The organism is Nonomuraea sp. B208, assembly GCF_057536035.1.
Genome location: NZ_BAAJOU010000020.1, coordinates 117744 through 130594 on the forward strand (window position 1 = coordinate 117744; position 12851 = coordinate 130594).

General features: G+C 71.9%; 11 protein-coding genes. 1 reads left to right on the forward strand and 10 read right to left on the reverse strand.

The window, feature by feature from the left end; all coding sequences use genetic code 11:
* Positions 1–2: 2 nt before the first annotated feature.
* Positions 3–1487, forward strand: coding sequence for a PucR family transcriptional regulator (locus AC27IY_RS15720; protein WP_487178378.1), 1485 nt, complete (start codon positions 3–5; stop codon positions 1485–1487).
* Here AC27IY_RS15720 and AC27IY_RS15725 read toward each other — a convergent pair.
* Genes AC27IY_RS15725 through AC27IY_RS15770 form a run of 10 tightly spaced genes read right to left on the reverse strand, consistent with a single transcriptional unit; the run spans position 1419 to position 12804 of the window.
* Positions 1419–1856, reverse strand: coding sequence for a hypothetical protein (locus AC27IY_RS15725; protein ID WP_487178379.1), 438 nt, complete (start codon positions 1854–1856; stop codon positions 1419–1421). The two genes, AC27IY_RS15720 and AC27IY_RS15725, sit on opposite strands and share 69 nt — an antisense overlap.
* A complete protein-coding gene (locus AC27IY_RS15730) occupies positions 1849–2715 on the reverse strand; it encodes an RpnC/YadD family protein (RefSeq protein WP_423478544.1) in 867 nt (288 codons plus the stop codon). Before AC27IY_RS15730 ends, AC27IY_RS15725 begins: the two co-directional genes overlap by 8 nt.
* A 35-nt stretch (positions 2716–2750) precedes the next feature.
* Positions 2751–5504 carry a glycoside hydrolase family 38 N-terminal domain-containing protein gene (locus tag AC27IY_RS15735; RefSeq protein WP_487178380.1) on the reverse strand — a complete coding sequence of 918 codons (2754 nt, stop codon included), beginning with the start codon at positions 5502–5504 and terminating at the stop codon, positions 2751–2753.
* Entirely contained in the window at positions 5501–6574 is a 1074-nt protein-coding gene (locus AC27IY_RS15740; protein ID WP_487178381.1) for a Gfo/Idh/MocA family protein, read from the reverse strand. Before AC27IY_RS15740 ends, AC27IY_RS15735 begins: the two co-directional genes overlap by 4 nt.
* Positions 6571–7470, reverse strand: coding sequence for a TIM barrel protein (locus tag AC27IY_RS15745; RefSeq protein ID WP_423478541.1), 900 nt, complete (start codon positions 7468–7470; stop codon positions 6571–6573). Before AC27IY_RS15745 ends, AC27IY_RS15740 begins: the two co-directional genes overlap by 4 nt.
* Entirely contained in the window at positions 7461–8639 is a 1179-nt protein-coding gene (locus AC27IY_RS15750; protein ID WP_487178382.1) for a CehA/McbA family metallohydrolase, read from the reverse strand. Before AC27IY_RS15750 ends, AC27IY_RS15745 begins: the two co-directional genes overlap by 10 nt.
* The gene (locus AC27IY_RS15755) at positions 8636–9703 is read right to left on the reverse strand and encodes an ABC transporter ATP-binding protein (RefSeq protein WP_344219963.1); all 1068 of its coding nucleotides are present in this window, start codon (positions 9701–9703) and stop codon (positions 8636–8638) included. Before AC27IY_RS15755 ends, AC27IY_RS15750 begins: the two co-directional genes overlap by 4 nt.
* Entirely contained in the window at positions 9703–10524 is an 822-nt protein-coding gene (locus AC27IY_RS15760; protein WP_091093518.1) for a carbohydrate ABC transporter permease, read from the reverse strand. Before AC27IY_RS15760 ends, AC27IY_RS15755 begins: the two co-directional genes overlap by 1 nt.
* Complete coding sequence (locus AC27IY_RS15765) at positions 10521–11456, reverse strand: carbohydrate ABC transporter permease (protein WP_371252641.1); 936 nt, start codon at positions 11454–11456, stop codon at positions 10521–10523. The genes AC27IY_RS15760 and AC27IY_RS15765 overlap by 4 nt, the downstream gene beginning before the upstream one ends.
* Positions 11431–12804: an extracellular solute-binding protein gene (locus AC27IY_RS15770; protein WP_423444391.1), complete on the reverse strand. Its 1374-nt coding sequence runs from the start codon at positions 12802–12804 to the stop codon at positions 11431–11433. The genes AC27IY_RS15765 and AC27IY_RS15770 overlap by 26 nt, the downstream gene beginning before the upstream one ends.
* Positions 12805–12851: the final 47 nt, after the last annotated feature.

Here is a 12851-nt window from a genome sequence, read left to right on the forward strand (position 1 = left end):
TTGTGCCGGAACACAAACGCCCGGTCCCGGAACGTCCGGACCACAAGATCACCGTCGAGGACCTCCTCCGCTCGCCCGCCCTGCAGCTCCGGCTGCTGGCCGGCGAGGCGGGGCTGTCCCGGTCGGTGTCCTGGGCGCACGTCAGCGAGCTCGACGACCCGACGCCCTGGCTGCTCGGCGCCGAGGTCATCCTGACGACCGGACTGGGCCTGCCCCGCTCGGCCGCCCGGCAGCGCGCCTACCTGCGCCGCCTCGACGACGCCGGCGTCTCCGCCCTCGCCCTGTCCGCCGGGCTCCACGTGCCGCCGCTGCACCCGGCCTTCTTCGAGGCGGCCGAGGAGCGGGGCATCCCGGTGCTGGAGGTGCCGCTGGCGGTGCCGTTCATCGCGATCTCGCAGGAGGTGGCGGCGGCGCTGCAGGAGGACGCGAACCACCGCCTGGGCGCGCAGCTCCAGGTCTTCGGCGCGCTGCGCTGGCTCGCCGCCGAGGACCTCGACACCGCGACCCTCTTCAAACGGCTCGAACGGCTGTCCGGCTACGACGTCCACCTGTGCACGCCGCAGGGCCGGCCGCTGCTCAAGGGGGTGCCGGTGCCGCCCAGCCTGGACGTCCTGCCCGCCGAGCCGGACGCGCCGCCCACCATCCCCGGCGGCTTCGCCCTGCCGGTCTCCGCCCCGGGCGGCACCGCCGGTTTCCTCGTCGCCTTCGAGCGCGAGGGCGCCCGCCCGGCCGGGCTCGCCGTCGTCCAGCACATCGCCACGGTGGCGGCGCTGCAGGTGGCGATGGCCCGCCACGAACGCGAGACGCTCCGCCGCGAGGGCGCCGAGACGCTGGCCGAGCTGCTCCAGGACGTGCTGGACCCGCCGGCCGCCCGCCGCCGCCTGACCCGCCTCGGCCTCGACGCCGACCTGGTCCTGCTGGTCGTCCGCGACGCGCCCGACGACGCGCTGCGCCGCGCCCTGGACGAGTTGCCCCATCTGATGCTGCGCCGGGGCGAGGACCACTATGTGCTGGGGCCGCCCGCGGCCGGCCCCGCCGTCGCCACCGTCCCGGACGCCCGCGCCGGGGCGAGCCGCCCGTTCCCGGCCGGCGCGTCACTGCGCCTGCCGCACCGCGAGGCCGTCTGGGCCGCCTCGCACGCCGCCGAATCCGGCAAACCCCTGGTCCACTACGGCGAGGACACCACGGGCCGCTGGCTCCCCGAAGACCCGGCGACCCTGCGCGCCCTGGTGGACCACGTGCTCGGCGAGGTGGTCGGCTACGACGCCGCCCACGACTCGCGGCTGCTGGCGACCGTACGGGTGTGGATGGAGCACAACCGGCACACGGACGACGCCGCCGCGGCCCTGCACATCCACCCCAACACGCTGTCCTACCGGCTGCGCCGCTTCGCCGCGCTCACCGGCCGCGACCTCTCGTCAAGCGGCGCCTTCGCCGAGGTCTGGCTCGCCCTCCGCGCCGCCCGCCAACTCGGCCTCTTCGGCTAGGAACTCGGCATTAAGGCGTTTCTTCTTCAACCACTCGGCCTCCACCAGTTCCAGGAACAGACGCTGGTCCACGAGAAGATCCTCCGCCGCCCCTACGGCGTTGACCCTCTTGAGCCACAGCTCGAGGATGACCGGGTCGATGCAGTCCAGGATCCGGGCCCGGACGTCGTCGGGCACCGGCAGCCCACGGTCTTCCAGCTGCTCGACGACGGCCTCGGCCTCTTCACGCATCTCCGAGACGAAGAGCCTCTGGTAGGGATATGTCTGCTTTCGCATGGCGTCGAGCCAGCACATCCGCGGACTGCGGCCGGCGTTCTCGGCGATGACCTGCGCGCCATCCGCGCCCATGGTGATGCCGGCGTCAGTCAAAGAGAGCCTCCGCCGTGTCGGCGGTGAGCGCCCTCAGCACCCAGGCGTCAAGGGTCTCCTTGTCGTGACAGGCGAGGACCCGCTCCCGCACCTCGTCCGACACCGCGAGCCCTCGCCCCTGGAGAATCAGGAAGATGGCGTTGGCCTCGCCCTCAGCCCTTCCTTTGCGTTCTCCCTCTGAGAGCAGGCTTTCGGCGTACTCGCCCATATACGGATAAGTCATCGCCTTCATCTTTCTGTCCCACTCTTTCTGTGCGTCACCAGTCAGTGACACTTGGATATAGCGAGCGTAGCGCCCGGCGACTTTCGAATCGAGGTGGTGGAGTGCTTTCATCACCGCATCCTGGACGGCCAGGAACCGGGGATTCTTGCTCTGGATGATGGTGGACATGATCGCCAGACCGATGTTCTCCTTGGCCTGTTCCACATCGGTGATGAGGGGCGTGTTGTCGGGGTGAATGACCAGCGGGGTCAGTTCGAGCCCCGGATGCCCGGTTTCGATGACCCGCAGGGCCCATCGAGCCACCGTATGGTCAGGGCAGATGACGATTAAGCACACCGGGCATTTCTCGCGAGAACGGAAGTTCGCGATGTACTCCAGCCAGGCGTAGGGCTTCTCCTTGTCGGGGGCGCGCTGCGTCTCGACGATGATGCCGAACTTGTCCTCCCCGTCTCCGTAGAGCAGGGCGCCGTCGGCGCGGCACACCGCCGGGTCGGCCTCCGAGAGGTCGGGCGAGGCGAGGCGGCCCTCGCCCGACTTCGGAATGGGCAGGTCGAACAGTGCGAGCAGCATATGTCGGGTGTGATCCGGTTCGAAGGTCGCGACCTTGGTCAGACCCTCGTGTTGCGACGTGACCATGTCGCAGACATTACTACTCGCGTTCGATTCATTACTCAGAGTTTGCGGAACTGGATGGTGGCGATCTCCCAGGGCTTCAGGGGGAGGCGGAGCGTGCCGTCGGTCACCGGCAGTGCGTCTCCGGGGCGGCCGCGGAGGTCGGCGTGGCGGGCCTCGGTGAGGCCGCCCGCGACGACCGCCTCGGTGGCGTCCGGGGTGAGGGCGACGACGCGCAGCTCGTGCCAGTCGTCGCGCATCCGCAGCGACGTCATGGTCACGCCCTCGCCCGTCACCGACAGCCCGTACGCCGCCGCAGGCAGCGGCAGTGACGGCTCGCCGGCGCCCGCGACGGTCACCAGGTCGTGGCGGAAGATCTCGGCGGCGGGCGGCGCCTGCCGCCAGGACGCGCACGGCATCAGGGCGAGGTTGAGCGAGCGCAGCCCGCGCGACTGCGCGGCCGGGGTCGGGAGCTGGGGGCCGGCCGGCTCGGGGCGGAGGGCGTTGCGGTTGCGTGAGAGGTAGCCGGCCGAGCGGAGCAGGGTCAGGGCGAGCTCGCCGTCGCCGGTCAGCTCGTACTCGGTGACGTGCTCCAGCAGCACGGCGGCGCCGCCCGCGGCCACCCAGGAGGAGGCGGGGAAGGTGGGCAGCGGGGTCTCGCCGCAGCCGGGCTCGGCGGTCAGGCCGCGGGTGACGACCGCGAACTGGCCTTCGGCGTGGGACTCCGTGGCCGGCTCGGGCAGGGGCACGTGGAAGCGGACGCGGTGGTCGTCGCAGCGGTTGTCGAAGTCGAGCCGGAGCCGGACGAAGGGCTCGCCGGAGCGGAGCTCGACCCGGGTGGTGACGACGGTCCGCTCCGTGCGGGTGGTCCGCGACCTGGCCGGGAGCTCGGGGGTCTCGGCGAGGCCGTCGCCGGCGGCCGGCCACTCGTACGTCCTGCGCACCTCCACCACCGCCACCAGCGGCCCCGAGTGGATGAGCTCGGTCTCGACCGCGACCGGCTCGGAGACGAGCAGGTCGTGGGCGGGCGGCGCGTAGTTGTAGGTGTCGCCGACGTCGCCGCCGTCCACGATGCGGCCCGCGCCCGTGATGGTGGTGCCGTCCGCGCCGACGAGCGTGAGCGTGCCGTCGGCGGCGAAGGTGACGCGGACCAGCCCGTTGTCGAGGAAGTCCTCGTCGGCGCGCGCCGGGAGGGGGCTGACGTCGGAGGCGAGCCAGCACGCCGGGTCGTGGGTGGCGGTCTCGTCGTCCTCCGTGGGAGCGGGCGCGGTGAACAGTTGGGCGTGCGGCACGGTGCGCACGCTGGTGTGGCCGAGCGGCGGGACCTGGACCTGGGCGGCGACCGTGCGGCGGGTCTCGGCGACGATGCGGACGCGGGTGACGCCGTCGAGGGCGTCGCGCAGGTCGGCGACGTCGAAGGCGAGCGTGGTGGTGCGGGCCACGGTGAAGGTGAGCACGCCGTCCTCGACGGACCAGCCGGTGATGTGCTGGCCGTACAGCTCGGTGCCGTGGACGAAGGTGAGGGCCGTGGCGGGGTCCATCTCCTCGTCGAACAGCAGCGTGGGGGCGTACTCCAGGGGCTGGACCGGGACGACCGCGCCGGCGGGGTCCACCAGGGGGTCGAGGCCCGCGACGTCCAGGAGGACGACGCCGGTGCGGGCGGCGGGGGTGGGGTTGACCACGAGGATGCCCTCCGCCGGCACGGTGGCGGCGAGGCGGGCGGTCACCATGTCGCGTACGGCCTGGCCGAGGTGTTCGGCCTCGGCGATGCGGGCGGCCACCTGCTGGGCGGTCTCGTCCACGCCGCAGCCGGTCACCGAGTCGTGGCCGCTGGCGTCCACGAGCCGCCACCAGGCCATGTCGAGGAAGCGGCCGGGCCACTCGCCGCCCCAGAGCGCGGCGAACGGCTCGGCGTAGCGCTCGACCATGCGCTCGGCGCGGCCCATGGCCTGCTTGATGTGGGGGCGGATGGAGATGACGCCGGGCAGGATGTTGGCGCGGGCGTGGGAGCGGAGCTCCCCGGGCACGGCGGGCAGGCCCGTCACGTCGCCCGAGTACGCCCCGACGTAGCCGGACAGGGTGTCCATGCGGGCCCCGATCGCGGCCACCATCTCGGGCAGGCCGCGCACCGGCGCGGAGTGGTCGGTGCCGTACATCGCCAGCAGCGACCCCTCGGGCCCGTGCCAGCAGCGCATGGTGGTGACGAACGTCGCCGCCCGCTCGGCCAGCCCGTCGGGGTCGTGGAACAGGTGGGCGCCGTTGCCGTAGCCGCCGGCCGGGAGGTACTGGGTGCGGATGGCGGTGCCGTCGGGGGCGACCCAGGCGAAGGCGTCGGTGGTGACGGCGGACGGCACGCCCCGGTAGACGCACGCGTGCAGCAGCCCGGCCTTGCGCAGGATCTGCGGCATCTGGGCGGTGTGCCCGAACATGTCGGGCAGGTAGCCGACCGGCATCGCGCCGCCCAGCTTGTCGGCCCGGTCCATGCCGAGTTCGAGGTTGCGGACGATGTTCTCGCCCGAGCACAGGAACTCGTCCAGCAGGATCTGCCACGGCCCGATCGCCAGCCGTCCCGACTCGACGAGGGCGGCGATCCTGTCGCGGTTCTCCGGCCGCACCTCCAGGTAGTCGTCCACGCAGGCGAGCTGGCCGTCGAGGGTGAAGTGGTAGCCGGGCTCGCGCTCCATCGTGTCGAGCACCTCGTCCAGCAGCGCCACCAGGCGCAGCCGGAAACGCTGGAACGGCTCGTACCACTCGCGGTCCCAGTGGGTGTGCGGGACGACGACGATCTCCGTAGGCACGATCTCCGCGCTCACGCGGCCTCTCCTCCGATCGGCAGACCATGCTGCTCGGCGTAACGCGCGGCGATGCGCTGCGCGGTGACGATGTCCTCCAGCGCGCCGCCGGCGTCGGTGAGCGGCGGTTTGCCGTCGCTGACGAAGGCGTGGAAGGCGGCGAGCTGCACCTCGAACGCCTCGGTGACGTCGCGGTACTCGTTGCGGCTCTCGGCTCCCGACACGACGGTGAGCGTGGTGGGGGCGTTCATCAGGTAGGGCGCGGGGAAGACCAGCTCCAGCGTGCCGGTGTCGTGGTGGATGGCCACCGTCTCCCGATAGGCGGGGTAGTCCTCCAGGTAGTGCCAGCGGATCGAGAAACGCCCCTGTACGGGCAGCGCGCCGGAGATCTCCACCGAGCCGGGCGCGGGCCCCCAGGTCTCGACGTGCGAGATCTCGGCCGGCGAGCCGGTGAACCTGCGCAGCAGCGACAGGTCGTGGCAGATCGAGCCGAGAGAGATGCCGTACAGGCTGCGCACCGGCTCGGACTCGCCCACCGCGCGGATCGTCAGCTCGCGCTCGGCGGCCCGCAGGGAGTCGAGGAGCTCGGCGTCCACGTCGCGGGCCTGGGTGAGGTTGGCGAAGGCGAGCTGCGACTCCCCGCTCGGATGCAGCACGGTCACCTCGACGGCGCGGATCGCCGCGGGGCCGCCCAGCTCGGCCAGCAGTTCCTCGGCCCGGCGCACGGCGGGGTCGTACTGCTTCATGTAGCCGACCATGAGCCGCCCCTCGGGCAGCGCGGCCACCTCGGCGCGGGTGAGCGCGAGCGGCTTCTCGCACAGCACGGCGTAGCCGGCGGCGAGCGCGCGGCGCACGGTCTCGCCGTGGGAGCCCGAGGCGAGCACGAGCACGGCCTCGAAGCCGCCGGCGTCGAGCATGTCCTCCAGCGCGGTGTAGCGGCCGGGGGCGCCGAGCCGGTCGCCGACGGCGTCGGCCAGCGTGCGCGACAGGTCGCAGACGGCGGTCACCTCGAACAGGTCGCGGCGCCTGGACAGCAGCGGCACGTACACCGCCTGCGTGACGGCGCCGCATCCGATGAGCGCGATTCTCACAGTCCCAGTTCCTTCAGCTTGCGGCGGTTGGCGGCCTGGTCGGCGATGTTCTGCTCGACGGTGCGCCGGCCCGGCAGGGTGTCCTGCTCGATGACGACCCAGCCCGAGTAGCCGATCTCGGCCAGCGTGCGCACGACGCCGGGCAGGTCGAGCTCGCCCTCGCCGAGCGGCGCGAAGCCGCCGCGGCCCATGAGCTCGCGCAGGTCGACGCCGTCGGCGAGGGCGGCGTCCAGGATCTTGGTATCGCCGTCCTTGATGTGCACGTGGCCGACCCGGCCGGCCCAGGCGCGCAGCGCGGTCACGGGGTCGCCGCCGGCCAGCAGCAGGTGGCCGGTGTCCAGGCAGAGCTGGACGTCGGTCAGCTCCAGCAGCCGCTCGACGTCGTCGGGCGTCTCGACGTAGGTGCCGAGGTGGTGGTGGAAGACGGGTTCGAGGCCGCGCTCGCGGCAGCGGTCGGTGGCCTCCTGTACGCGGGCGGCGTAGGCCGGCCACTCCCCCGCCGCGAGCCCTGGAACGCTCCCGCCGGGCCGCGCGAACCGCTCCGCCGAGCCCGAGCAGGCCAGCGTGGGCCGGGGCGCGAAGCCGTCGGGCGCGGGGGGCGCGGCGGCGAAGACGTCCAGCGCGGCCTCCAGCGCGGGCAGTTGCCGCGCGTACGCCTCGGCGTCGCCGTAGCGCAGGTCGACCCAGCCGCCCGCGAGCAGCATCCCGTTGCCGGCGAGCCGGTCGGCCAGCTCGGAGCCGGTGCCCAGGTAGCCGATCGGGCCCGAGTCGATGCCTTCGTACCCGGCCTCGGCCAGCGCCTGGACCATGGTGTCCGGCCCGAGCGGCGGCGGCGCGTCGCTCAGCTCGAACACCCCGAAGCTCACCGGCGCGTTCGCGACCTTGACTAGTGACACAGCCCCATCACCTCGTTCTCGTACGTCTCCAGCCGGTGCGGCCCGTCCATGCCGCGCACCAGCACCCGGTCACCGCGGATCACCTGACGCTCGCCGGAGGGCCGGACCAGGACCAGCCCGTCGGCGTCCAGCGCCAGCAGTTCGTCGCCCAGCCGCAGCAGCAGCGGCCCGTCAGGACCCGCGGAGATCGCCACGCGCCCGGCGCGCACCCCGTCGAGCACCGTGGCGGGGTCCTCGGCCAGCACCCAGGTCGTGGGCTCGCCGGGCAGCCCGTCGGAGCCTGGGCGGTGGAAGTCGCTGCCGCCGATCGCGATCACGTCGTCGCGCCAGGACTGCGCCCAGGCGATCGGGGCGCCCCAGCGGCGGTCCCACCAGCCCGAGTGCCACACCTCGGCGTGCCGGGTGCGCCGGTCGAGCGGCAGCAGCCAGGCGCAGTCGCCGCCCAGCGGGTGGTTGACCGACATGATGCCGCCGGCCCGTTCGGCGTGCTCGGCCCAGGAGTCGGCGGGCTCGCGGAAGTCCACCCAGCCGACGTCGCCGAAGACGTTGGCGTGGCCGCGGTCGGTGGTGACCTCCTGGCCGGGGATGAGCGTGATGCCTCGGCCGGCCTTGGCCAGCCAGGGGTGGTGGCTCACGGTGTTGTGGTCGGTGACGGCCAGGAAGTCGAGCCCGCGCCCGTGAGCCAGCTCGGCCAGCTCGGCGATGCTGAGCGCGCCGTCGCTGTGCACGGTGTGGGCGTGGAAGTCGCCGGCGTGCCAGCGCAGGCCGTCGACGGCGGGGATGTCGCGCCGCGGCGGGCGCTCGCCGTGCGGCGGCTCCTCGGCGGCCGGCTCGGGCGGGACCGTGCCGGAGGTCTCGATCTCCAGGGTGAAGTCGAGGCCCTGCGGCGGGATGCGGTGCAGCCGCAGCCACACGTGCCAGGTGCCCGGCTCGGGCTCGCCGGGCAGGTAGCCGGGGGTGGCCCAGGACGGGGTGATCGTGTACGTGTCACGCGCGCCGCCCGACCAGCCCCGGAAGCCGCCGGGCGCGCCGCAGCCCAGGTCGAGCACGCCCTGCGCGCGGTCGTACGACAGCCGGACGGTGACGGCCGCGGTGCCGGGCGGGACCTCGAAGGGCACCTCGCGCAGGATCCGCTCCAGCCGGTCGTCCAGACTCCAGTGGCCCCTCATGACACCAGCTCCCCGTCCCGGTAGACCAGCGCGCGGTCGCGCCGGGGCACGGCGTAGCCGTCGTCGCCGACGGCGGGCTCGCTGCCCTCGGGCACGACGGCCTGCACGATCACGTCGTTGACGTCGAGCGTCACCAGGTGGGAGGCGCCGAGGTTCTCCACGATGGCCACCTTCCCGCCCATTCCGCCCTCCGCGGGCTCGTCCGAGTAGGTCATGTACTCGGGGCGGACGCCGTACACGATCTTCTCTCCGTCGCTCAGCCGGCCCTCCGCCAGGGCGGGGACGGCCACCTTGCAGCCTGCCACCTCCAGCGTGTCACCTCGGACCAGCCCGTCGAGCAGGTTCATCGGAGTGGAGCCGATGAAGCCGGCCACGAACGTGTTGGCCGGCCGCCGGAACACCTCGGCCGGCGTGCCGATCTGCCGGATGTGCCCCGCTTCCATGACGGCCATCCGGTCGGCCATGGCGAGCGCCTCGGCCTGGTCGTGGGTGACGAAGACGGTGGTGACGCCGAGCTCGCGCTGCAGCTTCTTCAGGAACGTACGCGCCTCCAGCCGCAGCCGGGCGTCCAGGTTGGACAGCGGCTCGTCGAACAGGAACGCCTGCGCCTGGGTGGCCATGACCCGGGCCAGCGCGACGCGCTGCTGCTGGCCGCCGGAGAGCTGGCCGGGCCGCCGGTCCATCAGGTGCTCCAGCCCGAGCCGCGCCCCGACCTCGGCGGCCTTGTCGCGGCGCGTGGCCTTGTCGACCTTCTTGATCCGCAGCGGGTAGGCGATGTTGTCGGTGACGTCCATGTGCGGGAACAGCGCGTAGTCCTGGAAGACCATGGCCACGTCGCGCCCGCCCGGCTGGGTGCCGGTGACGTCGCGCTCGCCGATCAGGACGGATCCGCCGGAGGCGGCCTCCAGCCCGGCGATCGTGCGCAGCAGCGTGGTCTTGCCGCATCCGGAGGGCCCGAGCAGCGCGAAGAACTCGCCGTCAGGGATGACCAGGTCGAGCGCGTCGAGCGCTTTCACTCCGCCCGGGTAGACCTTGGTCAGCCCGCGTAGTTCGATGGCGGCCATTAGCGCTTGATCCCTCCGTGGAAGCGGAAGCCGTATTTCTTGCTGACGAACAGGTACATGAGCACCACGGGGACCGAGTAGAGCAGCCCGAACGTGGACAGCATGCGCAGGTTGGCCTGCCCGCCCTCGGTGTACAGCGTGTACGTGATCACCGCCGCCGGCTGCTTCTCCACGTCGCTCAGCAGCAGGTACGGCATGAGGAAGTTCCCCCACACGTTGGCGATCGACCACACGGCGATGGTCGCCAGCCCCGGCCGTACGAGGGGGACGACCACGTGCCGCACGATCTGCAGCGGCGAGGCCCCGAAGACCCGGGCGGACTCCTCGTACGACTTCGGTGTGGAGTCCATGAAGTCCTTGAGCATGAAGATCGCCGCCGGCAGCAGCCCGCCGGTCAGGATGAGGATCAGCCCGAGCTGCGAGTCGATGAGGTTGAGCTCCACGGCGAGCTGGAACAGCGGCACCATGGCCGCGGTCCCGGTGATGATCGACGACAGCAGCAGCAGCGCGTACAGCAGCGCGTCGCGCCCCGGCAGCCGCACCCGGCTCAGCGCGTACGCCGCCAGCGCCGCCATCACCACGACCAGCAGCGCCGTCCCCACCGACAGCACCAGCGAGTTCCACAGCGACGGCAGCGCGTACGGATGCTCCAGGACCGCCTGGAAGTTCTCCCAGGTGAAGTCCGGCATCCGCACCTCGTAGGTGGGGTCGGAGGTGAACGGCGCGGTCACCAGCCACAGCAGCGGGATCGTGAAGAACGCCAGCAGCACCGCGATCAGCGTGTAGAAGCCGATCCGGCCGAGGACGAAGCGGGGCGTCATTTCTTGCTCCTCAGCAGCCGCAGGTAGAACACCGCCACGACCAGGTTGATGAGCAGGATGATCGTGGAGACCGCGGCCCCGTAGCCCAGCTCGCCGCTCTGCAGCGCGACCTTGTAGACGTGCACGGCCAGCACCTCGGACCGGCCGTCGGGTCCGCCCGCCGTGAGCAGGAACGGGCTGAAGTCGTTGAACGTCCACAGGCTGATCAGCAGCAGGTTCGTCAGGATGTGGCCGCGGATGTGCGGGAAGACCACGTCGCGGAGCTGCTGCCAGCCGGAGGCCCCGGCCAGCCGGGCGCTCTCCAGGTGCGAGGGCGGGACGTTGCCGAGGGCGGCGCCGTACAACATCATCGAGAACGCCGTGCCGCGCCAGGTGTTGAAGATGATGATCGACAACATCGGGTGGTCGAGCAGCCAGGCGAATCCGGGGATGCCGAGCAGCGCGTTGAGCGTGCCGCCGTCGCGGTCGAGCAGCGCCACCCACAGGAACGACACCACGGCGCTGGGCAGGATCCAGGCCAGGATGACCAGGCCCTCGACCAGCCGCTTGAGCGGCCCGCGCCGGTCGCGCAGCGCCCAGGCGATGGTGAAGCCGAGCACGACCTGGCCGATGACGGCCGAGCCGAGCACGAACTGCACGGTGAGCCAGGTGGAGTTCCAGAACGTCGGGTTGGCGACCGCGTCCAGGAAGTTGTCCAGCCCCACGAACTGCGGCTCGGCCGCGGCGGCGCCGGTCAGGCGGTAGTTGGTCAGCCCCAGGTAGAGCACCCAGAGCGCGGGGAAGACGAGGAACGCCGCGATCAGCAGGAGTGCGGGGGCCACGAAGGCCCCCGCGCGGAGCCTGCCGAGGCCCGCCGCGTCGGAGCTGTATCCGCCGCGGCGGCCTGACGGGTCGCCCTCGATGACCTCAGGAGGCGATATTGCCTGCGCCACCGACGATTCCTTCGAGCTTCTTCTGGTAGTCGGCCGCCGCCTGGTCGGGCGCGGTGCCGCCGACGACCGCCGCGGTGGCCTCCTGGAGCGCCACCGACACCTGCGGGTAGACCGCGACCGGCGGCCGGTAGGCCGTCAGCGGCAGCACCTTCTCCGAGATGAACGTCAGCAGCGGCTGCCCGGCCAGGATCTCCTTGTTGACGTCGGTGCGCGGGGTGATGCGCACGTTGCCGTCCTTGGTCTCCTCCTTCAGCGCCTCAGGGGAGAGCGTGAAGGCCAGCAGCTCGAAGGCTTCCTTCGGGTGCTTGCTGTTGGGGTTGACCGTGCGCAGCGCGCCGCCGGACATGCTGACGAAGTCCTGGCCGCGGATGCCCTTGCCGGGCTCGATGGCGGGGATCAGCGCGTAGCCGACGTTCTGGTCGCGGTCCTTCATGGGAGCGACGCCGGTGGCGGGGTTGACCACCCCGCGCCAGAAGTAGTCGCCCTCCATGAGGATGCCGACCTTGCCCTCGGCGAACTGCTGGAACGACTTGTCGCGGCCCTTGGCCTCCTGCTGGAGCTTGGGGTCGCCGAGGCCGCCGCCGTAGATCTTCTGGTAGAGGCCGAGCGCGTCCTTGAGCGGCTGCGCGGCGCCGGTCCACTTGCCGTCCTGCTCGACCTGGCCGCCCGCGCCGGCGAGCAGCGGCAGCACGCCCTGCATCGAGGTGGCCTCGCCCATCGCGGTGCCGGCGTTGATCTGGATCGGCACCGGCACGCCGGAGGACTTGAGCTTGGTGCCGGCGTCGAGGATCTCCTGCCAGCTCTTCGGCTGCCAGTCGGCGGGCAGGCCCGCCTTCTGGAACAGCGTCTTGTTGAAGTAGAGGACGCGGCCGTCGGTGCCGACCGGGAGGGCGTACTTCTTGCCCTCGTACGTGGCCAGCCCCTGCACCGACTCGGGGATCTGCGCCCAGCCGTCCCAGCTCTCGGCCTCGGGGCCCACTACGTCGGCCAGCGGCTTGATGTAGCCGGCCTGGGCGAACTCGCCGGCCCAGATGCCGTCGATGTCGATCACGTCCGCGCCCTTGCCCGACTTGAGGTCGAGGGAGAGCTTGGTCTTGTACTGCTCGTCGTCGACGCCGCTGGGGACGAACTTGACCTTGACGTCCTTCCCCTTGGCCTTCTGGGCGGCCTCGAACTTGGGGATCACCCAGTCGGCCACGAACTTCGCCGCCGCCGCGTTCTTGCCGCCGGCGATGGCGTTCTGGGCGATCGTCAACTCTATGGTGTCGCCGCTGCCGCCACCCGAGGACTGGCCGCAGGCGGCGAGCCCGAGGCCGGCCGCGGCTATGACCACAGCGAACTTCCGCATTGCCATGCAAACCCTCCGACACGTTCCTTGAGGAGGTGGGCCGAAAG